This window comes from Terrabacter sp. R4-6, from assembly GCF_057529065.1.
This window is the reverse complement of record NZ_CP197224.1, coordinates 318,865-342,885: the sequence shown is the minus strand read 5'-3', so window position 1 is coordinate 342,885 and position 24,021 is coordinate 318,865. Positions and strand designations below refer to the sequence as shown.

21 protein-coding genes and 2 pseudogenes are annotated in these 24,021 nt (G+C 71.9%); 16 read left to right on the top strand and 7 right to left on the bottom strand.

The window, feature by feature from the left end:
• Positions 1 to 182 precede the first annotated feature (182 nt).
• The 3 genes and pseudogenes from ACSSS0_RS01595 to ACSSS0_RS01585 form a co-directional block, all read left to right on the top strand.
• Complete coding sequence (locus ACSSS0_RS01595) at positions 183 to 881, top strand: class I SAM-dependent methyltransferase (protein ID WP_487229800.1); 699 nt, start codon at positions 183 to 185, stop codon at positions 879 to 881.
• A gap of 155 nt (positions 882 to 1,036) precedes the next feature.
• Positions 1,037 to 1,744, top strand: coding sequence for a VOC family protein (locus ACSSS0_RS01590; protein WP_487229799.1), 708 nt, complete (start codon positions 1,037 to 1,039; stop codon positions 1,742 to 1,744).
• Positions 1,745 to 2,191: 447 nt separating this feature from the next.
• A pseudogene (locus ACSSS0_RS01585) lies at positions 2,192 to 2,257 on the top strand (hypothetical protein); the annotation flags it as partial.
• Between the two features lie 87 nt (positions 2,258 to 2,344).
• On the opposite strand, the pseudogene ACSSS0_RS01580 reads toward ACSSS0_RS01585, so the two are convergent.
• A pseudogene (locus ACSSS0_RS01580) lies at positions 2,345 to 5,062 on the bottom strand (nitrate reductase subunit alpha); the annotation flags it as partial.
• Between the two features lie 303 nt (positions 5,063 to 5,365).
• Here ACSSS0_RS01580 and ACSSS0_RS01575 point away from each other — a divergent pair.
• Both ACSSS0_RS01575 and ACSSS0_RS01570 read left to right on the top strand, forming a co-directional pair.
• Positions 5,366 to 5,626 carry an ANTAR domain-containing protein gene (locus ACSSS0_RS01575; RefSeq protein ID WP_487229798.1) on the top strand — a complete coding sequence of 87 codons (261 nt, stop codon included), beginning with the start codon at positions 5,366 to 5,368 and terminating at the stop codon, positions 5,624 to 5,626.
• Between the two features lie 156 nt (positions 5,627 to 5,782).
• Positions 5,783 to 6,178: a nucleoside 2-deoxyribosyltransferase gene (locus tag ACSSS0_RS01570; protein WP_487229797.1), complete on the top strand. Its 396-nt coding sequence runs from the start codon at positions 5,783 to 5,785 to the stop codon at positions 6,176 to 6,178.
• Here ACSSS0_RS01570 and ACSSS0_RS01565 read toward each other — a convergent pair.
• Positions 6,175 to 6,411 carry a hypothetical protein gene (locus ACSSS0_RS01565; RefSeq protein ID WP_487229796.1) on the bottom strand — a complete coding sequence of 79 codons (237 nt, stop codon included), beginning with the start codon at positions 6,409 to 6,411 and terminating at the stop codon, positions 6,175 to 6,177. The genes ACSSS0_RS01570 and ACSSS0_RS01565 overlap by 4 nt on opposite strands.
• A 39-nt stretch (positions 6,412 to 6,450) precedes the next feature.
• Positions 6,451 to 6,897 (bottom strand): hypothetical protein, encoded by a 447-nt coding sequence (locus tag ACSSS0_RS01560; RefSeq protein WP_487229795.1) that lies wholly within the window; start codon positions 6,895 to 6,897, stop codon positions 6,451 to 6,453.
• A gap of 279 nt (positions 6,898 to 7,176) precedes the next feature.
• Here ACSSS0_RS01560 and ACSSS0_RS01555 point away from each other — a divergent pair, with 279 nt between their 5' ends.
• From ACSSS0_RS01555 to ACSSS0_RS01545, 3 genes are all read left to right on the top strand, one after another.
• Entirely contained in the window at positions 7,177 to 9,423 is a 2,247-nt protein-coding gene (locus ACSSS0_RS01555; protein WP_487229794.1) for a molybdopterin cofactor-binding domain-containing protein, read from the top strand.
• Positions 9,424 to 9,434: 11 nt separating this feature from the next.
• Positions 9,435 to 9,911: a (2Fe-2S)-binding protein gene (locus tag ACSSS0_RS01550; RefSeq protein WP_487229793.1), complete on the top strand. Its 477-nt coding sequence runs from the start codon at positions 9,435 to 9,437 to the stop codon at positions 9,909 to 9,911.
• A 221-nt stretch (positions 9,912 to 10,132) separates the two neighbouring features.
• Positions 10,133 to 10,315 carry a hypothetical protein gene (locus tag ACSSS0_RS01545; RefSeq protein ID WP_435985684.1) on the top strand — a complete coding sequence of 61 codons (183 nt, stop codon included), beginning with the start codon at positions 10,133 to 10,135 and terminating at the stop codon, positions 10,313 to 10,315.
• 139 nt (positions 10,316 to 10,454) lie between these two features.
• Here ACSSS0_RS01545 and ACSSS0_RS01540 read toward each other — a convergent pair whose 3' ends face one another.
• On the bottom strand, positions 10,455 to 12,236 hold the full coding sequence (locus tag ACSSS0_RS01540; protein WP_487229792.1) for a serine/threonine-protein kinase: 1,782 nt from the start codon (positions 12,234 to 12,236) through the stop codon (positions 10,455 to 10,457).
• A 184-nt stretch (positions 12,237 to 12,420) separates the two neighbouring features.
• Between ACSSS0_RS01540 and ACSSS0_RS01535 the strand changes: the two genes are divergently transcribed.
• The 4 genes from ACSSS0_RS01535 to ACSSS0_RS01520 all read left to right on the top strand — a co-directional run bounded on the left by ACSSS0_RS01535 (position 12,421) and on the right by ACSSS0_RS01520 (position 16,787).
• Positions 12,421 to 13,518 (top strand): YihY/virulence factor BrkB family protein, encoded by a 1,098-nt coding sequence (locus ACSSS0_RS01535; RefSeq protein WP_487229791.1) that lies wholly within the window; start codon positions 12,421 to 12,423, stop codon positions 13,516 to 13,518.
• Between the two features lie 82 nt (positions 13,519 to 13,600).
• On the top strand, positions 13,601 to 14,815 hold the full coding sequence (locus ACSSS0_RS01530) for an FUSC family protein (protein WP_487229790.1): 1,215 nt from the start codon (positions 13,601 to 13,603) through the stop codon (positions 14,813 to 14,815).
• Positions 14,816 to 15,297: 482 nt separating this feature from the next.
• A complete protein-coding gene (locus tag ACSSS0_RS01525) occupies positions 15,298 to 15,693 on the top strand; it encodes a MerR family transcriptional regulator (RefSeq protein ID WP_487229789.1) in 396 nt (131 codons plus the stop codon).
• A gap of 56 nt (positions 15,694 to 15,749) precedes the next feature.
• A complete protein-coding gene (locus ACSSS0_RS01520) occupies positions 15,750 to 16,787 on the top strand; it encodes an aldo/keto reductase (protein ID WP_487229788.1) in 1,038 nt (345 codons plus the stop codon).
• A 70-nt stretch (positions 16,788 to 16,857) separates the two neighbouring features.
• On the opposite strand, the gene ACSSS0_RS01515 is transcribed toward ACSSS0_RS01520, so the two are convergent.
• The gene (locus tag ACSSS0_RS01515) at positions 16,858 to 18,627 is read right to left on the bottom strand and encodes a hypothetical protein (protein ID WP_487229787.1); all 1,770 of its coding nucleotides are present in this window, start codon (positions 18,625 to 18,627) and stop codon (positions 16,858 to 16,860) included.
• Positions 18,628 to 18,798: 171 nt separating this feature from the next.
• Here ACSSS0_RS01515 and ACSSS0_RS01510 point away from each other — a divergent pair, with 171 nt between their 5' ends.
• From ACSSS0_RS01510 to ACSSS0_RS01500, 3 genes are read left to right on the top strand one after another with little or no spacing between them, the layout of a single operon-like run.
• The gene (locus tag ACSSS0_RS01510; protein ID WP_487229786.1) at positions 18,799 to 19,452 is read left to right on the top strand and encodes an MBL fold metallo-hydrolase; all 654 of its coding nucleotides are present in this window, start codon (positions 18,799 to 18,801) and stop codon (positions 19,450 to 19,452) included.
• Positions 19,453 to 19,474: 22 nt separating this feature from the next.
• Positions 19,475 to 20,281 (top strand): ABC transporter ATP-binding protein, encoded by an 807-nt coding sequence (locus ACSSS0_RS01505; protein WP_487229785.1) that lies wholly within the window; start codon positions 19,475 to 19,477, stop codon positions 20,279 to 20,281.
• Positions 20,257 to 21,828 carry a hypothetical protein gene (locus ACSSS0_RS01500; RefSeq protein WP_487229784.1) on the top strand — a complete coding sequence of 524 codons (1,572 nt, stop codon included), beginning with the start codon at positions 20,257 to 20,259 and terminating at the stop codon, positions 21,826 to 21,828. The genes ACSSS0_RS01505 and ACSSS0_RS01500 overlap by 25 nt, the downstream gene beginning before the upstream one ends.
• A 69-nt stretch (positions 21,829 to 21,897) precedes the next feature.
• On the opposite strand, the gene ppgK is transcribed toward ACSSS0_RS01500, so the two are convergent.
• Positions 21,898 to 22,656 carry a polyphosphate--glucose phosphotransferase gene (ppgK, locus tag ACSSS0_RS01495; protein WP_487229783.1) on the bottom strand — a complete coding sequence of 253 codons (759 nt, stop codon included), beginning with the start codon at positions 22,654 to 22,656 and terminating at the stop codon, positions 21,898 to 21,900.
• 129 nt (positions 22,657 to 22,785) lie between these two features.
• Entirely contained in the window at positions 22,786 to 23,667 is an 882-nt protein-coding gene (gene map, locus ACSSS0_RS01490) for a type I methionyl aminopeptidase (RefSeq protein ID WP_435985698.1), read from the bottom strand.
• A 112-nt stretch (positions 23,668 to 23,779) separates the two neighbouring features.
• Between map and ACSSS0_RS01485 the strand changes: the two genes are divergently transcribed.
• Entirely contained in the window at positions 23,780 to 23,989 is a 210-nt protein-coding gene (locus ACSSS0_RS01485) for a methionine aminopeptidase (protein ID WP_487229782.1), read from the top strand.
• Positions 23,990 to 24,021: the final 32 nt, after the last annotated feature.

The window sequence follows — 24,021 nt, the reverse complement described above, 5'->3', positions numbered from 1 at the left end:
GTCGCACCTGCCGCCGAGCGGCGGTGCCGACGAGGGCCGGTGGCCGAGCAGGTCGGCGGCCTCGTAGAGAACGACGACATGAGAGTGCCGGGACCGGAGGCGCCGGGCGGGCACCGTGCCTTTCCCTGTGCCAACGTTGGCACGTCGCTCCCGGCCGGGGGGCACCCAGGGAAGAGGGACGTGTGCGAGCCGACCACTACGACAGCTTCGCCGAGAGCTACGCGAAGGCCAACGAGACGGGCCTCTTCAACGCCTACTACGCACGACCGGCGATGGTCGAGCTGGCCGGCGATGTCGAGGGGCGTCGCGTGCTCGATGCCGGCTGCGGCTCCGGGCCCCTGTCCGAGGACCTCCGCTCGCGGGGCGCCCACGTGAGCGGGTTCGACTCGAGCCAGGCCATGCTCGAGCTGGCACGGCAGCGCCTCGGCGCGGAGGCGGACCTGAGAGTGGCCGACCTCAGCCAGCCTCTGCCGTATGCCGATGCAACCTTCGACGACGTCATCTGCTCCCTCGTGCTGCACTACCTCGAGGACTGGACGGCGCCCTTGGCCGAGCTGCGGCGCATCCTCAAGCCCGGAGGCCGCCTCCTCCTGTCGGTCAACCACCCACGCATCCTCGAGTCGAGCGACCCCGATGCCGACTACTTCTCCGTCACCCGCTACTCGGAGGAGTACCTCTTCGACGGCCGGCCCGCGGTGCTCACGTACTGGCACCGGCCGCTGCACGCCATGAGCGACGCGTTCACCGAGGCTGGCTTCCGCATCGCCGTCATCAGCGAGCCCCCCTTCTCGCCCGACACCCCACGAGACCTCCTCCCACCGGACATCGGTGGCCGGACCGCCTTCATCTGCTTCCTCTTCTTCGTCCTCGAGGCGCACTGACGTCCAAGCCCGTTCCCGGCGCGATCGATGGTGGTCAGGCACCCGCGCCAGACGGGTGGTGGCCGACGTGACGCGGGAGGGGTGTGCGGTGCGCTCGGAGACCGTGCTGCCTCTCCGGGGCACCGAGGCTCGTGTCGCGGCTAGGGTCCCCGTGTATGGACATGCTGAAGAGCGCACAGATCGCCGAGGCCGACCTGACCGACTGGCGCAAGCTGGCCCAAGGCCTGCACGCCCGCTACCTCGTCGACGACTTCGGCACCGGCGCTCGGTTCGTCGCGGCGGTGGGCGACGCGGGCGATGCCCTCGGCCACCACCCGCGCGTGTCCATGGGCAACGGTGTCGTCGACCTCAAGCTCGTCAGCGACGACGCCATCTACCGCGACGACGAGGGCACCGAGCACGTCGTCGAGTGGGTGACGCAGCAGGACGTCGACCTCGCGCGACGGATCACCGAGATCGCCGCGGACCACCACCTCGATGCAGACCCGGCGTCGGTCAGCGACATCGAGCTCGGGCTCGACACGAGGCGCTCGGCGACCATCGCCCCGGTGTGGGCCGCCCTGCTGACCGGCAGCGCCGACTCCCAGGGTCGCGGGACGCCCAGTGACGAGATCCGGGACGCCACGAGACGTGTGCCGAACCTGTGGTTCGGTGACGCCGACGAGCAGGACTCCCCGCGCCAGCGGTTCCACGTCGAGGTCTACGTGGCGCCCGAGGTGGCGGACGAGCGGATCGCCGCCGTCCTCGCTGCGGGCGGGACCGTCGTCGATGACAGCGACGCGCCCGGGCTCACCGTGATGGCCGACCAGGACGGCAACAGGGGAGTCCTGTGCGTCGACGTGTCCGCTGCCAGGAAGGCCTGAGACGCCGATCCTCGTGACGCGCGGCCGGCCCCGCGAGCCTCACGACGCCAGCGACGAGAGCGGCTCGGGGTCTCACCGTCTGCGCCCGCCCGATCGCCCGACCGATGTCCGGTTCGTCCGTTCGGCGAGGGTTCACGCAGACGCCACGTCGCGGCCACCCCGTCCGGGCGGGAGATCCATAGCGTCGAGGGGCCAGCCCAGCCCCGAGTGAAGGATCTCCGATGCCCGTACGCCGTCTCCTCGTCAGCCTGGCCCTCGCCGGACCCCTGGCCGCCCTGACCCTCGGCCCCGCCGTCGCCGCCGGAGGCGCCGGGGCCAGCGGCGCCGTCGCCGCCATCACCCCCCAGGGCTGCCGTCACGCTCGAAGGCGCGGGGGAGTCCGGCGCTCGCGCCGTCCTGCCGCAGAAGACGCACTTCGACCTTCAGGCCCACCGCGGCGGCATCGGGATGACGACCGCGGAGTCCCTCGAGGGATTCGCCAAGGCGATGCGCCTCGGCGTCCCCACGCTCGAGCTCGACACGCAGGTCACCAAGGACGAGAAGGTCGTCGTCAACCACGACCGCCAGGTCAGCGCCCAGAAGTGCCGCGACACCGCCCCCGTCACGCCCGGCGACCCGATGTACCCCCGTGGCCCGCCAGTCGACGGCCCGCCCGCCGGGCTGCGCCGTCTCGCCGGGGGTGTCGTGCATGAGCGGCACGCTGACGAGGTCCTGGCGCACGCCGAGGTGGGTGCGCGCGAGGTCCGAGAGCTTCTCGGCGAGGAGGTGGAACAGCTCGAAGTCGCTCTTGGCCTCCCAGGGCGGGTCGATGGCCGGGGTGAAGGCGTGCACGAACGGGTGCATGTCGGTCGAGCTGAGGTCGTGCTTCTCGTACCACGTCGCGGCGGGGAGCACGATGTCCGACAGCAGGGTCGTCGACGTCATGCGGAAGTCGGCCGAGAGCAGCAGGTCGAGCTTGCCCTCCGGCGCCTCGTCGTGCCACTTCACCTCGGAAGGCCTTGGTGCCAGAGGGTTCTCGCTGCCGAGGACGTTGTGGTGCGTGCCCAGCAGGTTGCGCAGGAAGTACTCGTTGCCCTTGGCCGAGGAGCCCATGAGGTTGCTCCGCCACAGCACGAGGGTGCGCGGCCAGTTCTCGGGGGCGTCGACGTCCTCGATGGCCGAGGTCAGCGTGCCGTCGTGGAGAGCACCGGCCACGTATGCCGCCGGGCTGGCGGCGGTGCCCGCGTCGACGGCGGCCTGGGCGTCCTGCGCCACCTGGAGCGGGTTGGCGCCGAACTGCGGGTAGAACGGCATCCACCCCATCCGGGCGGACTGCGCGATGGTGTCGGCGGTGTGCTTGCCGGCCAGATGCCCTCTGGCGAGGGGCGAGTTGAGCGAGTCCGCGGAGTAGCCGTCGTTGCGCCACTGGTCGGTGTGCATGTACCAGTACGACGTGCCCGTCATGGTGCGCGGCGGCCGGCCCCAGTCGAGGGCGTTGGCGAGGGAGATCCAGCCGGTGATCGGTCGGCACTTCTCCTGGCCGACGTAGTGCGCCCAGCCGCCACCGTTGCGACCCATGCAGCCGGTGAGGACGAGCAGCGAGAGGATCGCGCGGTAGGTCGCGTCGCCGTGGAACCACTGGCAGATGCCCGCACCCATGATGATCATCGAGCGCCCTTGTGACTGCTCGGAGTTCGTCGCGAACTCGCGCACGATGCGGATGCACTGCTCGGCGGGCACGCCGGTGATCTCGGCCTGCCACGCCGGCGTGTAGGGCGCGGTCACGTCGTCGTAGCCCGTCGGCCAGCTACCCGGCAGCCCTTCTCGCTCGACGCCGTACTGCGCGAGCATGAGGTCGTAGACGGTCGTCACGAGGTGACCCGCGACGCGGCGAGCAGGCACCCCTCGGCGCAGGACCGAGCCGGTGCCGTCGGGCTCGACGAAGGCCGGCAGCAGCACCTCGACGGCCTCGGCGGCGTCGCCGGCCATCGTGAGCGCTGGGCTGACCCCGTCGAGGTCGAGGTTCCAGCGCCCCTTGCCGGAGTCCGCGTAGCGGAAGCCCATCGAGCCGTTCGGCACGACCGGCTGACCGGTCACGTCGTCGAGCAGCACGGTCTTCCAGGCGTCCTCGTCCGGGGCCGTGCTCCCTTCGGCGGCGAGGTCGGCGGCGGTGAGGAACTTGCCGGGCACGAGGGGAGCGGTGGCACCGGCACCCGACGCGGCGGCATACGCCTCCTCGGGGGCCTCGAGACGGATGAGGAAGGGGAGGTCGCTGTAGGTGCGCACGTAGTCGGTGAAGAAGGAGACCTCGCGGTCGACGAAGAACTCCTTGAGGAGCACGTGACCCATCGCCATCGCGAGCGCGGCGTCGGTGCCGGCCTGGGCGGGCATCCACTCGTCGGCGAACTTCGTGTTGTCGGCGTAGTCGGGGCTGACGGTGACGACCTTCGTGCCGCGGTAGCGGACCTCGGCCATCCAGTGCGCGTCGGGCGTCCGGGTCACCGGGACGTTGGAGCCCCACATCATGAGGTACGTCGCGTCCCACCAGTCGCCCGACTCGGGCACGTCGGTCTGGTCGCCGAAGACCTGCGGGCTCGCGACGGGCAGGTCGGCGTACCAGTCGTAGAAGCTCGTCATGACGCCGCCGATGAGCTGGATGAAGCGGGTGCCGACGCAGTGCGACACCATCGACATCGCGGGGATCGGCGAGAAGCCGGCGACGCGGTCGGGGCCGTACTCCTTGATCGTGTGGACGTGCGCGGCGGCGGCGATCTCGACGGCCTCGCCCCACGACGCACGCACGAGGCCGCCCTTGCCGCGAGCGCTCTGGTAGCGGCGGCGCTTCTCCGGGTCGGTCGTGATCTCGTGCCAGGCGGCGACCGGGTCCCCGAGGCGGGCCTTGGCCTCGCGGTACATCTCGAGGAGGACACCGCGGACGTAGGGATAGCGCACGCGAGTAGGGGAGTAGGTGTACCAGGAGAACGCGGCTCCGCGCGGGCAGCCGCGGGGCTCGTACTCCGGGCGGTCGGGGCCGACGGACGGGTAGTCGGTCTGCTGCGTCTCCCAGGTGATGATCCCGTCCTTGACGTAGACCTTCCACGAGCAGGAGCCGGTGCAGTTGACGCCATGGGTCGAGCGGACCACCTTGTCGTGGCTCCACCGGTCGCGGTAGAAGACGTCGCCGGCCCGCCCGCCCTCACGGAAGACGGCACGCCCGTCGTCGGACTCCTCCCACCGCGTGAAGAACCGGCCGGCCCGGAGCAGCGCGGACGTGGCCGGGCCGTCGACCCCGCCCGTGGCGGCCTCGGTGCTGCGGAAGGCCGCGCTCACGGGTGCCACCCCGGTCGGGGGCGGCGATGGGGCAGGAGAGCCATGACTCCTCCAAATCGACGATGGGGGGTGCATCGAGACGATCGGCTGCGCGCGTTCGACGGCCCCCGGTGCGCTGCCCCGGTGTCCCCGAACTGAGCGCCACGCCACTGCTCACAACAGGTTCCGGCGCGACAAACGCGCTCCGGATGATCGGCCTTCTCCACCCGTCACTCGCCGGGGCGTGCTCCGGCCCGTCCTCCGCATCGACGAGAGGAACGCCGTGCAGCGTCGCCGTGAAAGGAGCGCCCGGCCGCCGGGTATGCATGCCGCGTGAGCACGTCACCAGCGCCCGGATCCCGTCGTGGCCGCTCGGAGGGCACCATCGACCGGGCCACCGCGCCCATGAGGCGATCGGGCACGTCCGACGGCATCGACCTCGCCGTGGCCGTCGACCTCGTGATGCTGCACCGCGGCCTGACCGCCGACGAGGCCCACGCGCTGCTGCGCGGTCACGCCGAGGTGACCGACCGAGACCTCGACCAGGTGGCGAGTGACGTCATCGACCTCGGGACCTCGCGCCTGCCGCGCTGAGCCGGGCCGTCGAAGGTTCTCGGGTGGGCGGGGCCCGAACGTCCTGACCCGACCGTCGTGACCCGACCGTCGTGACCCGACCGTCCTGACCCGACCGTCGTGACCCGGTGGCAGGGTGTGCACACCGCCGCCCCTCCAGCCGACCCAGGAGCGCCCATGAAGGTCTACGTCGCCGGTCAGCTCGCCGACACCGCCGCCGTGAGGACGGTGCAGCGCGCGATCGAGGCCGCCGGTCACACGCTGACGCACGACTGGACGCTCGAGCTCGACCTCGCCGACGACTACGCCGCCTGGCCCGAACGGTCGGCGCAGATCGCCCGGACCGACCTCGGCGGAGTCATGGCGGCCGACGCCGTGGTCGTCGTCGCATCGGGCGAGGAGCCCGGGCGAGGACTCTTCGTCGAGCTGGGGGCGGCGCTGGCGCGCGCCGAGCTCGGGCGGCTCGACCACGTCGTCGTCGCGGGGGACATCGTCCACGAGAGCGTCTTCTACTTCCACCCGCACGTGCGTCGGGTGCGCCTCGTCGACGAGTGGCTCGCCGAGGTCGGTTAGGGCTCCGGGGGACCCTCACCGTTGGCCACGGCCTCGACCCAGTCGACGGCCGCGTCCGAGAGCTGCAGTCCAGCGGGGCCGCTGCCGGCGACCCACCACGCGTCCGGATCGACGGGACCACTGACGCGCGTGATGTCGTCGACGACGTCCACCGGTAGCGGTTCGCCGTTGTGGGCGACGAGCCAGTCGCGGGTCTCGGGCCTCACCGCGGACCACCACGTCTCGAGGGACATGAGCCCACTGTCGCAGCCTCGCGGGCCCGCGTCGAGGCCTCAGCCGGCAGGCCCCGGAACCCGTCGCGCCGGCGCGAGCAGGCGGCGCACGACGAGGCGGCTGACCAGGAGCGCGAGGATGAGCAGCGTCACCGACACGAACCCGCCGAGGCTGACGCTGTCGCCGAAGACGAGGTCGACGGTCTTGAGCACGACGAACTTGCTGCCGACGAGGACGCCCCAGAGCAGCAGGCCCGCGCCGACCTTTCCCGCGGCGCTGCGCGCCGAGGTGAACCGCCACCTCGCGCGCTTCTTCACCGCGACGACGACCTCGAGGACGCCCTTGAGCAGGACCGCAGTGAGCAGCGACAGCGTGAAGGTCTCACTGATGACGGCCGGGAAGTACTCGACGAAGAGGTTGAGCACGACGACGTAGACGAAGACGTCGACGACATCGGCGGCGCGCCCGTTGCTCGGGCTGGGCGTCGGATCGACCTGACCGGGCACGGGGCTCACTGTAGGGCCGTCATCGCGCCGCGGGCGTGACATCGGCACACACCGGCTCGTTGGGGCAGGACAATCCGGATCCGCCCGTGCGGCGAACCACGGAGGCACCACCACGTGCAGCCCGCCCCACCCCCGGCACTTTCGGTTGCACGTGCTCGTTCCGAGAAGGGACCCCAGTCGATGACGACGACCCCCGGCCACCCGCACGTCCAGAGCCCCGCCCGAGCCCCGGGTTCGCCACCCGGCGGCGTCAGCCGGAGGCGGTTCATAGGCTTCGTCGTGGCAGGGGCCACACTCACGGTCGCGGCGGAGGTCGGCGGCGCTGCCCCCGCCTCCGCCGCGGTCCCGAGCGCACCGCAGGTGCCCGAGCTCTACGACCTCGGCGACCTCCAGACCCACTCGGCGCTGCCGACGTCACAGCTGATCACCATCACGGTCGACGACCACGGACTGGCGCACTTCGCGATCCCGCGCATGGAGGTCGGGCAGGGCATCACGACGGCTGCGGCCATGATCATCGCCGAGGAGCTCGCGATGCCCGTCGAGGACGTACGCGTGACGCTGGCGCCCGCACGCCCCGAGCTCGTCTTCAACCAGCTCACCGGCGGCTCGAACACCATGCAGTCGATGTTCACGCCGATCCGGGTGGCGGCCGCGGTGGCCCGCGGCGCCCTCCTCGAGGCTGCGGCGACAGCCCTCGGCGCCACGGTCGCCTCGCTCGTGGCCAAGGGCGGCGTCGTGACGGCGCCGGACGGCAGCAGCCGGACGTATGCCGAGCTGTCGGGTCCCGCCGCCGGCTCCACGACCACGGCCGTCGACGTCGAGCTCGCTCCGGTCACCTCGTTCGACGTCGTGGGCACGCCCCGCAACCGGGTCGACGCACTCGAGGCCGTGACGGGGCGCAAGCGGTTCACCATGGACCTCGACGTGCCCGACGCGCTGCCGACGATGGTGTGCCGACCCCCGACGCTCAACGGCTCGCCGCGCAGCGTCGACAACCTCGCGGCGGTCCAGGCACTGCCCGGAGTCACCGACGTCGTCGTCGTCGACACCGGAGTCGCGGTCCGCGCCGAGACGTTCGGCCAGTGCATCGACGCCGTCCGCGCCCTCCGGGTCACGTGGGACGGCGGTCCGGTCGAGGGCGAGTCGGACGACTCGGTGCTGCGCCGTCTCAAGGCGGCGGAGCTGCCGATGGCGGTGCCCAAGGTGCCCCTGCTGACGCAGACCGTCGACCTGCGCTTCGAGTTCATGTTCCGCAGTAGCGCGGCCCTCGAGCCCAACTGCGCCATCGCCGACGTGCGCGACGACCGCGCCACCGTCTGGGCAGGCCTCAAGGCTCCCATCGTCGCCCAGCGCAACATCGCCAAGGCCCTGGGCCTGCCGATCGCACGCGTCGCCGTCAACATCGTGACCGGTGGAGGGTCCTTCGGGCACAAGCTCTTCGGCGATGCGGCCATCGAGGCTGCGAAGATCTCCCGGGCCATGGGCAAGCCCGTCAAGCTCATGTGGCACCGTGCCGACGAGCCCCGCCAGGGGCGGACGCACCCCATGGCGACGTCACGGATCCGTGCCACGCTGCTGGCGGGGGAGGTGCTCACCTTCGAGCAGCGGCACACGAGCATCAAGACGGACTTCTCGCACGGGCTGGGTGAGCGGCTGACGGCGATGGCCTCCGAGCTGCCCGCCGGTCTGGGCAACCTCGGTCTCGCCGAGTCGATCTTCACGCTGACCCAGGAGCTGCCCTACGACTTCGGGGTCGTGACCCAGCTGCTCAACGAGGTCGACATGGGCTTCAACACCGGGAGCATGCGCAACATCTACTCACCCGACGTCGCGTGCGCCAACGAGCTGTTCATCGACCAGCTCGCCAAGAAGCTGCGCAAGGACCCCCTCGCCTTCCGTCTGGCGTTCCTGCGCAACGAACGCGTCAAGGCCTGTCTGCGCAAGGTCGCCGAGGTCGGCCAGTGGGGACGCTCGATGCCGGCCGGCACCGCGCAGGGGATCGCGATCCACTCTGAGTACAAGGGCGCCACCGCGGTCCTCGTCGAGATCGACTGCCGCCCCGAGACGGTGAACCGGCAGGTGCGCGATGCCGTGACCGGCCCACGCGTCACCAAGGCGGTCATCGCCATCGACGCCGGACTCGTCGTCAACCCACGCGGACTGGAGGCGCAGATGATGGGCGGAGTCTCCGACGGCATCGCGCTCGCCCTGACGAGCAGCAACCACCTGCAGGACGGTCACTTCCTCGAGGCGAGCTGGGACAACTACTTCTACACGCGGCAGTGGAACGTGCCCCCGACCTTCGAGTGCATCGTCATGCCCTCGGACGCCGAGCTGCCGGGCGGCGCGGGGGAGGCCGGTGTGGCCGCCTCGGTCGCCGCGACGGCGTGTGCCTACGCCCGGGCCACGGGCACCGTCCCGACGCGGTTCCCCATCAACCACGGGACCGTGTCGTTCACCCCGAAGACCTTCGTCCCACCGGTGCCGCCGTCACCCACCGACGGCCTCGACCACACCCACTGAGGAGCACACCCATGGCACAGCACACCTTTCGGGTGAACGGCGAGTCCGTCACCGTCGACGTGGCCGACGACGTCCGGCTCCTCTGGGTCCTGCGCGACGTCCTCGGCATCACCGGGCCGAAGTACGGCTGCGGCATCAACGTCTGCAAGGCCTGCACCTCGCACATCAACGGCAAGGCCTTCAACCCCTGCTCGGTCCAGGTCAAGGACGTCGGTCCGGACGACGAGATCACGACCATCGAGGGACTGCCCGACACGGTGGGCGCCGACCTGCACCCCATGCAGGAGGCGTGGCTCCAGCGGGACGTCGCCCAGTGCGGCTACTGCCAGCCCGGGCAGATCATGGCCGCGGTCGCTCTCGTGCGGAAGGTGCGTGCCGAGGGCCGCGCCATCACCGACGACGACCTCGACGGCATACGCAACGTCTGTCGGTGCGGCACCTACACCCGCATCCGGGAGGCGATCAGGGACGGCGCCGAGCGGATGTAGCTCCGGCGTCCGGCCGTCGACCAGCGGTCGGTCGACGGCCCACCGGCGGCCGCGCGTCCTTCGGGCCGCGGCCGTCGGCTGACCATCCCTTGCACATTTCTTGAGACTTTCTTGCAGATATTCGGGCAATAGGGACGTATCCGTCCTTTACGACTGGTACACCTACTCCAAGGACACCGGCCACAGGGTAGAGCCGGGTGCCGCGACCAGGGAGAACCACCATGAGCGCAGTGACGGCGGCCGACGACGAGACCTTCGCGACCGTGATGACCGGCAGCGAGCGGGCAGCGATGCTCGAGCGTCTCGCGCAGGTGTGCACGACGAGCGTCGTGGCCCCGGTCGGCGCGGCGCGGAACCGAGCAGGGCACTCTGCACGTTCACTGGTCATGTGGCGCTGCCCCTGACGGTCCTCCCGTCACCGTCGAGCCACACCCCGAGCACCCCGCCGTCCGCGGCGCCCTGCCCCAGATCTGAGTCACGGCCACCCGAACGCGGACGGCGGGGCCTCGGGGCGCATCGGCTGCCGCAGCGGCCCGGCCGTCGTCAGAGCCGGCGGCTGCTCAGCACCGACGATCGGTCGATCTTGAGGATCCCGCCGTCGTCCACGAGCGAGTAGGACGTCCGCTCCTCGAAGCGACGCCCGTCGTCGAAGGCGTAGCGCAGGGTCGCGACGACCGACCGCGGCGCCGACCCGGTCGCCTGGCGCACGTCGACGGAGTCGACGGAGCCCCAAAAGCGCTCGTAGGTCGCGCGGCTGCCCGACGTCGTGGACCGGTAGCGGTCGGTCAGGCGCGCCCACCCGGCGTCGGTGTCGCCGGGCAGCAGCGCGTAGTAGTCCCGCACGGCGCGGGCCAGCTCGGCGTCCGTCGGGCCGCCCGGAGCCGTCGTCGTCGTGGAGTTCGAGGGCGTCGAGGGCGCCGTCGTGGGCGTCGACGACGGCGAGGGTCGTGGGCTCTGGGGCGCGCTCGTCGAGGGCGAGGGTCTCTCGGCCCGAGACGTGGTGGGAGCCGCCGTCGTGGGTCGCGTCGTGGCCTTGGAGGTGCTGGAGGCGATGGGTGGCGCAGCCTGTCCGCCGGGGTCGGTCGCGTCACGCTGCAGGCCCCAGACGGCGAGACCGGCACCGGCGAGCACGACCACGGCGATCAGGAGGAGCACAGCGCTCCGGCGGCGGCCCGGGCTCTCGCCGCGGTCCACGTCATCGACCTCGCCGTCGTGGTCACCGCCCTCCGGCCACGCGACGTCGGCGGGTGGGGGTGGCGTGGCCGACCCCGGCGTGTCGGTGGGGTCGGGTGCCCCGGCCGTCGGCAACCGCGTGGTGGCGGGGGTCGCGCCGCCGAGGTCGTCGCCGCCGCGGTCGCCATCGTGCGTCGACGCGCCGCCCGCGGCCGCGGCTGCCGCCCCGGCTCCCGCGGCCCGCACCGCTCCGCCGGCGGGCAGGACACGCGTACGGTCAGGGCGGTCGGCGGGTCCGTCGCCCGAGGTCACCGCTCCGCCGCGGGGCGGACGTCCGGCAGCGACCTCGGCGAGCTCGGCCGACACGTCCTGCATCGACGGACGGTCCTCGGGTGATGCGGCGAGCATCGAGAGCAGGACGGGCGCGAGGGGACCGTCACCGGGCGGGGTGATCGAGCCGGACGCGACCCGGTGCAGCAGGGCCATCGCGTTGTCGCCGGTCCCGAACGGTGGCGTGCCCTCGGCAGCGGCATAGAGCGTGGCGCCGAGGGAGAAGACGTCGGAGGCCGGGCTCGACGCCGCCCCTCGGGCGACCTCTGGCGCCAGGTAGGCGGGGGTGCCCGTGACCATGCCGGTCGACGTCAGGGACGCGTCACCGAGGGCGTGCGAGATCCCGAAGTCGGTGATGCGGGCTGTGCCGTCCTCGGCGACGAGCACGTTGCCCGGCTTGACGTCGCGGTGCACGATGTCGGCGCGGTGGGCGGCGGCGAGCGCCGCGGCGAGCTCGCAGCCGAGCTTGGCGACCTCGCGCACCGGCAGGGGTCCGCGCTCGGCCAGAACGGCGTGCAGGCTGCGCGACGGGAGGTACTGCATGACGAGGCACGGCTGACCGTCGTGGTCGACGACGTCGAAGACGGGGACGGCGTTCGGGTGGTGGAGGCGGGCCGTGTTGCGGGCCTCCCGCATGGCACGTTCGTGGGCGACGCGGGTGTCGGCCTCGTCCAGGCCGACGGGGGAGCGCAGCTGCTTGAGGGCCACGGCACGGCTCAGTCGCTCGTCCCAGGCGAGCCACACGTGTCCCATGCCACCGGAGCCGATCCGGTTCATTAGCCGGTAGCGCCCGGCGACGAGGTCAGCCTGTCGGTCCACCATGCTCGGCCTCTCCCTCGGGTTCGTGTCGGCTCGTGGCCGCCGTCCGGAGGCGACCACCCGCCCTGTGCGGGCGACGCATAGGGCTTCGTACCCACAGCAGCGCCCCATGCTGCCATTGCCCGCCGACGACCCGGGACCGGCCCCGTCCCGTGCGGCCGTCCCACCCATTGGGTACGGGCAGGGAATGGCACCCGCAAGCGACCCCTCACGCAGCAGCCGCGGCCAGGCGCAGTCCGGCACCCCCGACGACGCCCCCGACAGCAGCCCGGACGGCAGTCCTGATGGCACAGACCCCGGCACGAGGACGTCCGCGGAGCCGGACAGTCCCGCCGACCTGCCCCGCTCCTCCCTCGTCGCAGCCCTCAAGCGTGCCCGGGTCGAGTTCAAGCGGGACAACCTCACCGATCTCGCGGCGTCGTTGACGTACTACGGCCTGCTCTCGATCGCCCCGGCGCTCGCCGTGCTCGTCGCCGCGCTCGGACTCATGGGGCGCAACGCCACGGCGGAGGTCATCAGCCAGGTCCAGGCCATCGCACCCGGGTCGAGCGCGGACTTCGTGCGCACGCTCATCGCCCAGGCACAGGCGAACCGGACGAGCGCCGGCTTCGGGGCGGTCCTCGGCCTGCTCGTGGCCCTCTGGTCGGCGTCCGGCTACGTCTCGGCGTTCATGCGGGCCTCCAACGTCATCTACGACATCCCGGAGGGCCGTCCGCTCTGGAAGACCGTTCCGATCCGTGTCGGGGTGACCCTCTTCGCCGTCGTCGTCATGGTCGCCAGCGCGGTGATCGTCGTCGTCAGCGGGCCGGTGGCCGAGCAGGTCGGCAACCTCATCGGCGCCGGTGACACGGCTCTCCTCGTGTGGGGCGTGCTGAAGTGGCCCGTGCTGCTCGTCCTCGTCTCCGTGCTCTTCGCCGTCCTCTTCTGGGCCAGTCCCAACGCGAAGCAGGGAGGCGTCAAGTGGGTCAGCCCCGGCGGCGTCATCGCCGTGCTCATCTGGCTCGTCGTCTCGGGGCTCTTCGCGGTCTACGTCGCCCTGTTCTCGTCGTACAACAAGACCTACGGGTCCCTCGCCGGTGTCGTCATCTTCCTCGTCTGGCTGTGGCTGACGAACATCGCGATCCTGCTGGGCGCCGAGGTCAACGCCGAGCTCGACCGGAGCCGCGCGATCGCCGAGGGCGTCCCGGAGGACCTCGAACCGTTCGCGGAGCCGCGCGACACCCGCGCCATGGACGACATCGACAAGCGGGCCGTCGAAGAGGCGTCGCAGCGCAGGTCTTCGTGATCGGCCCCGCCGGGCGGCGCGAGGCGTCCGGGACGGCGCCTTCGGTGCCGGGTGGCGCGCCGCCGCGTGAGGGGCTCCGCGGATGAGCCAGTGGCGTGACGACGCGAGGCAGCGGGTGCGCGCCCTGCGACGGGCGTTCCAGCAGCCCGGTCCCGAGCGCGACGCGCTGCTCCTGCTCGTCAAGGCCGCGGTGGCGACCGTCCTGGCCTGGCAGTTCGCCGTGCGGGTGCTGGACAGCCCGGTCCCGTTCTACGCGCCGATGGCAGCCCTGCTCGTCGTGGACCGCACCATGGTGCGGTCGATCTCGGCCAGCGCCCAGCGGATCGCAGCCGTCGTGCTCGGGCTCAGTGTCGCGTGGGTCGTGGCGACCGTCTTCGGCGTCACGTGGTGGACGATGTTCGGGGTCATCCTCGTCGCGCTCGTCATCGGTCGGTGGTCCCGCCTCGGGGAGCACGGCATCCAGGTGCCGGCCATGGTGCTCCTGTCGCTCATCACCGCCGGCGGAACCGACGAGCAGTTCACCTACCTGACGATCGTCGAGACCGTCGCGGGCGGCATCATCGGCGTGGCGACCAACGCGATCGTGTTCGCACCGCTGCACCTGACCAAGCCCCGTCAGCGGGTGTCGGCGCTCGCGCGACAGGTGCGCGAGCTCCTCGAGGAGATGGCCACCGGGCTCCGCGGGGACTGGGACGCCGAGTCGGCGCGTCGGTGGTACCGCCGCGGCGGCGAGATCGGCGACAAGGCGCCGTACGTCGTCGACGACATCCGGACCGGGCGCGAGAGCACGCGCTACAACCTGCGCGACAACCTCCGCCCCGCAGACGTGGACTGGGACGGCTACGAGCGCACGGTCACGACCCTGCGTCGCACGGTCTGGGAGGTCACGGGCATCGGACGCACCCTCGTCGACGCGGCGGACGAGCGACGTCGACGACCGGCCCCGTCCGACACCTTCCTCGGGGAGTATGCCGACGCGCTCGAGGCCATGGCGCAGGCCGTCTCCCAGCTGGGTCGGCACGACGACGACGCGACGGCCGCGTTCGACGCCGGCACGACGAGGGCCCGGGAGGTCCTCACGTCGCTGCGCGAGGAGGTGCGCACGACGCCGCTCGAGGACCCCGAGCAGTGGCCGGTCTACGGCTCGCTCATCAGCGACTCGCTGCGGGCCGTCGCCGAGCTCGAGTCCGCCCGCGAGACGGCGGTGGTCCCCGGTGACACGGGGTCGCTACGACTGCCTCCGTCCTCGTCGGGGCTGTGGTCCCGGCTGCGACGACACGGGGAGCCGGGTCACTGACGTCGGCGGCCGGCGCGTAACCCCCGGGGGTGTCGGGTCGTTCCCAGAGCACGCGGCCACGAGGTCCGCGTCCAGCGCGGTCGTCCCCGACCGGGCCGGGGTCGGGGGACCCGCCCGGTCGGTCGTCCGCCGAGGAGAGAGGAGCGACCTGTGCCGGCACCCACCCTGCTCGAGACCGATCTCCCGCCCGACGCCGCCGTGACCCGGGCACCGGCCCCACGCATACCTCCTCGTCCCGCGGACGCGGTCCCGAGGGCCGCGCGGTGAGCCGCGACGGATGCGCCGGGAGACCCGGCCCCGGCTGGGAGTGCTGGACGTGGCCCGCCGCGCAGGAGCGGCGGCTCGCCCCCGCCCGCGGCGTCGGCCGTCGTCGCCGGCGGCTGCTCCGGGTGACCGTGTGCAGGCCCGTGTCAGGCGGTCGTGAACGCGACAGTCGCCCTCCCACTTGACTTCGAGCGCGCTCGAAGCGTCAGCATGGGTCCGTGACCGCCATCGCACCGCCCCAGGGCCTGACCATCGCCGAGGCGTCCGAGCGCACCGGCCTCACCACGCACACGCTTCGCTACTACGAGCGCGACGGGCTGATGCTGCGCGGCGTCGGCCGCACGAGCTCGGGCCACCGCGTCTACACCGAGCACCACCTGACGTGGGTCCGGATGCTGACGCGCCTGCGCGCCACGGGGATGCCGATCCGCGAGGTGAAGGCGTATGCCGCCCTGTGTCGTTCGGGCGACGGCAACGAGACCGAGCGCCTGGCGCTGCTGCAGAACCATCGGGCGAGGGTGCTGGCGCAGCTGGCCGAGGTCACCGAGCACCTCGGCGCCATCGACAACAAGATCGGGATCTACCAGTCCACGCTCGAACGCGCCGACGCCTGAGCCCTCGTGGCAGGCGGCTTGACTTCGAGCGCGCTCGAAGGGTTTGACTCGAACGCATGACCCAGAACCCCGAGACCACCGCCCCCGCCGGAGCCCGAGCACCGCTCGGCACGCGCACCCTGGGCACGGCGTCGCCCCTGACCGTCTCGACCATCGGCCTCGGCTGCATGGGGATGTCCGAGTTCTACGGCACGGGTGACGAGTCCGACGCCGTCGCGACCATCCACCGAGCGCTCGACCTCGGCGTCACCTTCCTCGACACGGCCGACATGTACGGGCCGTTCACCAACGAGAGGCTCCTCGGACGCGCCCTCGACGGCCGCCGCGACGGCGTCGTGCTCGCGACGAAGTTCGGCAACGAGCGGGCCGAGGACGGCACCCGTCTCGGCATCAACGGCCGGCCCGACTACGTCCGCCGTGCCGCCGACGCCTCCCTCCAGCGGCTCGGCGTCGACCACATCGACCTCTACTACCAGCACCGCGTCGACCCGACCGTCCCGATCGAGGAGACCGTCGGCGCGATGTCCGAGCTCGTCGAGGCGGGCAAGGTCGGCCACCTCGGGCTCTCGGAGGCCTCGTCCTCGACCATCCGGCGCGCGCACGCCGTCCACCCGATCACGGCGCTGCAGACGGAGTACTCCCTCTTCACCCGCGACGTCGAGGACGAGATCCTCCCGACGCTGCGCGAGCTCGGCATCGGCCTCGTGTCCTACTCGCCCCTCGGTCGCGGCATCCTCACCGGCGTCATCACCTCGCCCGACGACCTCGAGGCCGGCGACTCGCGGCGCACCGCCTACTTCCCGCGCTTCCAGGGCGAGGCCCTCGAGTCCAACCTGGCCCTCGTCGCGCGGGTGCGCGACATCGCCGCGTCGAAGGGCGCGACCGCCGGGCAGCTCGCCCTCGCCTGGGTCCTCGCCCAGGGCGACGACGTCGTGCCGATTCCCGGCACCAAGCGGCTGCGCTACCTCGAGGAGAACGTCGGGGCCGCCTCCGTGCAGCTCACCGCCGACGACCGTGCAGCGATCGACGCCGCCGTGCCCCGGGCTGCCGTGCAGGGCGCACGCTACGGCGACATGTCGAGCATCGACGCCTGAGATCCCCGAGAGCCCCTGAGAGACCTGGTGGCGGCCGAGGCTCCGGTGCAGCGACGGCGTCGCTCCGTGCCTACCGCCGCAGGACGTCCCGGAGGTTGACGACGAGCACGATCACGGCCACCGACACGAGTACCCAGTAGCTGACCAGCTGCCAGTTCCCGGCGAAGTCGGAGAGCAGGGACAGCACCACCGTGAGCGCGACGAGGCGCAGGACGTAGGCGAGGAGGTAGCCGCGGGCGAAGGCTTCGACGCCGAGGACGAGGGTGATGACCACGAGTGCACCCAGCGGCCGGTCGGTCACCTCGGGCTTGAAGAAGCCTGCGACGAGGTAGAGGACGAGGGGCGTGCTGACGACGGCCCAGACCGCGAGCAGCCGGTTTCGGGAGCGCTCGCTCGCGGCGATCGGCGTCCGACGGTGGGACAGGTGCGCGTGCGGCGAGGCCGTGGGGAGCCCGTCGCGGAGGGCGCGCTCCATGCGGGACCGCTCGTCGCGCAGGCGAACCGCCTTCATCCGCACCGCCGTGAGCTCGCGCTCCTCGGGTGCGAGACCGCGCACGTCGGGGCTGTCCGGACCGAGTCCGGCTGCGCGCGTCGTCAGGGCGTGGACCTTGGCGTCGGCCTGCTCCGTCAGGTCGGCGAGCTGCTGGTCGATCTCGTCGATGCGGTCGGCGACGAGGGCGGCCTCGGCTTCGGGGCTCGGGGCGACCTTGGCGAGCGCGGCCCAGCCCACCGGGTCGCCCCAGGACAGCCGGACCGTGGCGTCGCGCTCGTAGCGCGGGCCGGCGGGCCCGCGCTCGCCGCCGAACCGGTCCTTCGTGTCGTGTCCCCAGAGCCCGCGGTAGTCGCGCACCCACGCGGTCCTGTCGTCGATGACGACGGGACTCCAGGCCAGCTCGGCCGAGGGGCCGATCGACGGCCCGTCGCCGCGTGCGTAGTCGATGTACGGGATGCCGAGCCCGGCGCCCTGGGCCGCGCGCGCCCACGGGGCGAAGAGCTTGGCGAGACGACGCACGGCGGGGATGACGCCGCCCCAGGACGGTGGAGCGACGGTGATGAGGTAGTCGCCGGGCAGGTAGGCGCCCGAATGGGATCCGGCGCCGGCGAAGACGACGGGGTGGCGGCCGTCGACCGTCTCGAGGTCGGGGTCGTCCCACCGGCGACGGAGGTCGTCGCCCGTCTCGTCGTGGGCGCTGAAGACGACCCAGCGTGGTGGTGGCAGGCCGTCGTCGCCGAGCGTCCCCGTGCCGTCGAGGAAGATTGTCACCTGTTCCCAGTCGGCCTCGTGCTCGTTGACCCCGGAGAAGCCGGATCGCCAGTTGTTGAAGGCGTAGAAGAACCAGTACTGGCACACGACCCAGCCGTCGCTGCGCACGACGCGGCCGTAGTAGGTCGGGCGGTCGGGGGAGAGGTGCTCCTGCTGGACGGCATACGCGGTCGCGGCGCTGCCGCCGGGCACCGAGCCGCGGAGCAGCAGCGACAGCCGGCTGAGCGTGTCGATGGTCCGGCCCAGCAGGCCGACCTGCGCCAGCCTGCTCCCGGCCCGGAAGCTCGGTCGGGCACCCGGGAGCGCCCTCCGCAGGCGCTCGACGAACGACCGCGGCTCGGTGATGCCCGACAGCGACAGCCCGGGCCCGTCGTGGTCCGTGCCGTGGGCGGCGAGGGAGGCCAGGTCGAGCGTCCCGGGCGGAGCGACGACCGTGGCCGACCCCGCCTCGTTGCGGATGAGGCTCGCGTGCGTCACGTAGGCGTCGACGGCGACCGGCAGGAAGTACTCGCCGCGGGTGAGCCGCACGACGGGCTCGTAGGCCCGGAGCAGGCGGAGGTCCTCGTCATGCTCCACGGTGTCCACCCGCCGTCACCCCGATCCAGCCACGCCCGCACGTGCCGGTCCTGGGAGCGACCGGTCCTGCGGTGAGTCTGTCATCCGGCCATGACGCGTGCAGAGGGATGTTCGCGGGTGTGCGCTGTGTCTCGCGGTTCGGGCGGCGGGGACCGTGATTAGGGTGGTGGCATGCGCGTGACTCACCTCGGACATGCCTGCCTCCTCGTCGAGACCGCGGACCGTCGCATCCTCATCGACCCGGGCAGCTTCTCGACGGGCTTCGAGGAGCTCACCGGCCTCGACGCAATCCTCGTGACCCACAACCACGCCGACCACTTCGACCCCGAGCGCGTCAGTGCCCTGATCCGCTCCAACCCCGGCGCCACGGTGCACACCGACCCCCTCACGGCCGAGAAGCTGCGCGACGAGGGTCTGGCGGCGGTGCCGTCGCGGCAGGGCGAGGACTTCGCCGTCGGCGACGTCACGGTGAGCCCGGTCGGCGAGCTGCACGCGTTCAACCACGCGTCGATGCCGCGCATCCCCAACGTCGGTGTCGTCCTGCGGGCCGACGGCGAGCCCTCCCTCTTCCACCCGGGCGACGCCTACGACGGCGAGCCCGGGCAGGTCGACGTCCTCGCCCACCCTCTCAACGCCCCGTGGGCCGCGAGCCGGGACTCCATCGCCTTCGTCGGGCGCATCGCCCCGAAGGTCTTCATCCCCATCCACGACGCGCTGCTCAGCGACGTCGGGCACCGGATGTACTCCGGCCACATCGAGCAGTTCTCCGGTGTCGACGGCCTCACGTACACCCCGCTGCGCGACGCCGAGTCGGCGACCTTCTGACGCTCGATCTCGGGGGAGTGACATGAGCGACGTGACCGATCTGCCTGCACCGCAAGGCGACCCGACCGAAGGGCCGGCGATCGCGTTGCGCGGGCTGGGCAAGCGCTTCGGTGACCTCATCGCCGTCAAGGGGATCGACCTCGACGTGCCGCGCGGCTCGTTCTTCGGGCTCGTCGGGCCCAACGGCGCCGGCAAGACGACGACGCTGTCGATGGTCACGGGCCTGCTTCGTCCGGACGCCGGTCAGGCGTTCGTCCTGGGCCGCGACGTCTGGGACGACCCCGTCGCCGCCAAGCGGCTCATCGGCGTGCTCCCCGACGGGCTCAAGCTCTTCGACCGCCTGACCGGTCTCCAGCTCATCACGTATGCCGGTCTGCTCCGGGGGATGTCGCGTGAGCTCGCGTCGGAGCGGGCGTCCGAGCTCGTCGCCGCCCTGGGCCTCTCCGAGGCGCAGGGCAAGCTCGTCGTCGACTACTCGGCAGGCATGACGAAGAAGGTCACGCTCGCGTCGGCGCTCGTCCACGCGCCGCGCGTGCTCGTGCTCGACGAGCCGTTCGAGGCCGTCGACCCGATCTCGGCCGCGACGATCCGTCGGATCCTCTCCGGCTTCGTCGAGTCCGGAGGCACGGTCGTGCTCTCGAGCCACGTCATGGACCTCGTCGAGCGCATCTGCACGCACGTCGCCGTCATCTCGGACGGGCTCGTCCTCGCCGCCGGCCCGCTCGAGGACGTCCGGGGTGGCCGGTCGTTGGAGGAGCGGTTCGTCGACCTCGTCGGCGGGTCGACCGAGGTGGTGGGGCTCTCGTGGTTGCGCACCTCGTCCGACTGAAGCTCACCCTGCTGCGCAACATCTTCCGGCGCAGCCGGGCCCAGGCCATCGGTGCCGTCGTCGGCATCGTCTACTTCGCTGTCCTCGTGGCCGGGCTCGCCGTCATCCTCGCCTCGTTCCGCCAGTCGCTCGACGCGGCGCGCGTCGTCATCCCGCTCGCGGGCGCCGCCGGCATCGTGCTCTGGACCGTCGTGCCGCTCTTCTCCTTCGGCTCCGACCCGACGCTCGACCCAGGGCGCTTCGCCACTTTCGCCGTCCCGCACCGCGACCTGGCGGTCGGCCTCGTGGCCGCTGCGCTCGTCGGCCTGCCGGCGATCGCGTCCATGGTGCTGTCGGCCGGGGTCGTCGTCGCGTGGTCCCACACCGTGGCCTCGACCGCGGTCGCCGTCGTCGCGACGGCGGTCGGTCTGCTTACGGCGATCACGACGAGCCGCTGGGTGTCCGCGATCATGACCCATGCGATCTCGAGCCGTCGGGGCCGTGACGTCATCGCGGTCCTGGGGCTGCTCCTGCTCATCGTCATCGGGCCGGCCATCTCCGTGGTGGCCAACCTCGGCGCGGATTTGCGCGACGTTGCCACGACCGCCGCAGCCGTCGTCGGCTGGTCGCCGCTCGGCTGGGCGTGGGCCGCCCCGGGTGACGTCGCGGCGGGCGACACGGCGATCGGGCTGGTGCGCCTGGCCCTGGCCGCAGGACTGCTCGTCGTCGTCTTCTCGCTGTGGTCCCGGGTGCTCCGTGACGAGGTCGACAACCCGCGCGCGGTCTCGCGGTCCGACTCGGGCACCTCTGTGGGCGACGACCTCGGCCTGCTGGGCCGGCTGCCCGGCACGCCGCTCGGCGCCATCGCGGCACGGGTTCTGACCTACTGGCGTCGGGACCCCCGCTACCAGATCAGCATGGCCATGACCCCGATCGTCCCGCTCGCCCTGCTCATCCCGTTCGTCACCGGCGACGTGACATGGACGCCGCTGCTCATGGGCCCGCTCGTCGCGTTCCTCCTCGGCTGGAGCGAGCACAACGCCGTCGCCTACGAGTCCGACGCGCTCTGGCTGCACGTCGTCTCCGGCACCTCTGGCCGCGACGACCGGCGGGGGCGCCTGCTGCCCGACGTCCTCCTCGCCACGGTCCTCGTGCCCGTGTACGTCGTCGTCGGGGTCGCGGTCGCCCACCGCTGGGACCTCCTGCCGGCCGCGCTCGGTCTGTCGGTGGCCCTGCTCGGAGCGGGGTATGCCGTGTCGAGCGTCATGAGCGTCGTGCTGCCCTATCCCGTGCCCGAGTCAGGCGAGAGCCCCTTCAACGCGCCACCGGGCGCCGCCGGGATCACCATCGCGGCCCAGTCGATGGCCAGCCTCGGCACGCTGCTGCTCGCATCGCCGACGATCCTGCTCGCCTGGTGGGCCTGGCAGGGGTCCGTCGCAGCGGGCTGGGCGGCCGGCGTCGTCGGGCTCCTGCTCGGCGGTGTCGTCGGCGTCGTCGGCGTCGGCGTCGGTGCACGGCTCTACGAGCAGCGTGCCCCGGAGCTGCTCTCGGCGCTGCGGCGCTCGTAGGCCCAGCCCTGACCCGAGCCCGTGCACCGAAGCGTGTGCCGGACCGGCCGGCCAGCGCGGCCTCGAGCGCTAGGCGAGGTCGACGGCGAGGTGGGCGGCGCCGATGATGCCGGCTTGGTTGCGCAGCTGAGCCGGGACGATGGGGCAGCGCAGCTTGAGCTTCGGCAGGAAGTCGTCGCTGTCCTTGGAGATGCCGCCGCCGACGATGATGAGGTCGGGGGAGAAGAGCTTCTCGATGGTGTCGTAGTAGGTCTGGAGGCGCTCGGCGTACTCGTCCCACGAGAGGCCCTCGGAGTCCTTGACGGACGACGCGGCCCGGTCCTCGGCGTCGTAGCCGTCGATCTCGAGGTGACCCAGCTCGGAGTTCGGCACGAGCCGCCCCTCATGGATCAGGGCGGTGCCGATGCCGGTGCCGAGGGTCGTGAGGATGACGAGGCCCTGCACCCCCTTGGCGGCCCCGTAGTACATCTCGGCGAGACCGGCGGCATCGGCGTCGTTGAGGACGGTCACCGCGCGACCCGTGTGCTCCTTGATGAGGGCCTCGGCGTCGGTGTTGATCCACGACGGGTCGATGTTGGCCGCCGAGAGCACGGTGCCGCGGATGACGACCGCCGGCACGGTCACGCCGATGGGGGAGTCGCCCGTCACGTCGGCGAAGTGGTCGACGATCTGGTCGACGACCTCGGCCACGGCGTCGGGCGTGGCCGGCTTCGGCGTCAGGATCTTCAGCCGCTTGCCGGCCAGGTCGCCGGCCTTGAGGTCGACGGGCGCGCCCTTGATGCCGCTGCCGCCGATGTCGATGCCGAGGGGCTTGCCGTGCTTGGCCATGGTCCGTACTTCCTTGTCGAGGACGTGGTCGTGGGGTGTCAGCTGGTGGTGCGGGGGTGACGCGGTGCGCTCAGATGCTGCCGTGGGTGCGACGTGGTGCGAGTGGTGCGACGTGGGTGGCCGGCCGGCTCAGGGGGCGGCGTCGCCCTCGGGCAGGGTGAGGATCTCGAAGCCGTCGTCGGTGATGAGGATCGTGTGCTCGAACTGGGCCGACCGCTTGCGGTCGCGCGTCACGACGGTCCACCGGTCGTCCCACATGTCCCACTCCGGCGTGCCGAGGTTGAGCATCGGCTCGATGGTGAACGTCATGCCGGGCTCGATGACGGTCTCGTAGTGGGGAGCGGCGTCGTAGTGCGGGACGATGAGCCCGGAGTGGAACTCGAGCCCGATGCCGTGCCCGGTGAAGTCGCGAACGACGCCGTAGCCGAAGCGCTTGGCGTAGCTCTCGATGACCCGGCCGATGACGTTGATCTCGCGGCCGGGACGGGCGGCCCGGATGCCGCGCATCATCGCCTCGTGGGTGCGCTCGACGAGGAGACGGGACTCCTCGTCGACGTCGCCGACGAGGTAGGTCGCGTCGGTGTCGCCGTGGACGCCGTGGATGAAGGCCGTGACGTCGATGTTGACGATGTCGCCGTCCTCGAGGGGCCGCGCGTCGGGGATGCCGTGGCAGATCACCTCGTTGACGCTCGTGCACACCGACTTCGGGAAGCCCTTGTAGCCCAGGGGCGAGGGGTAGGCGCCGTGGTCGAGCATGTACTCGTGGGCGATTGCGTCGAGCTCGTCGGTGGTGACCCCGGGCGCGATGGCCCTGGACGCCTCGACCATGGCCGTGGCCGCGATGCGCGAGGCGATGCGCATCTTCTCGATGGTCTCGGTGTCCTTGATGCGCAGGTCGCCGTCCTCGCGCGGGTTGGGCACGTCGACGTAGTGCGGCCGCTCGATCGAGGCGGGCACCGGTCGTCGCGGACTGAGGGGGTGCGCTGACACCCGCGGCTGGAGCAACGGCATACGGTGGAGTCTAGGTCGTCAGCGGGTGCCGTCCACGAGGGGCGTTCACGACGCGGACCCGCTCGAGCCGGATGGCAGGTCGGAAGAGTCCGAAGAGAGAAGGAGTGCGCACGTGAGCTTCTGGTACAACGTCGACACGGGTCAGGTCGAGACCGACGAGAACCGCAGCCGCGGTGAGCAGGTGCTCGGGCCGTACGCCACCGAGGCGGAGGCGCAGGCGGCCCTCGAGACCGCCCACAAGAAGACCGAGCAGTGGGACTCCGAGGACCGCGACTGGAACCAGCGCGGCGGCTCGGCCGCGGGCGGCGACAGCGACGCCTGAGCGCGGCAACCCGCCCCACCCCACACCACACC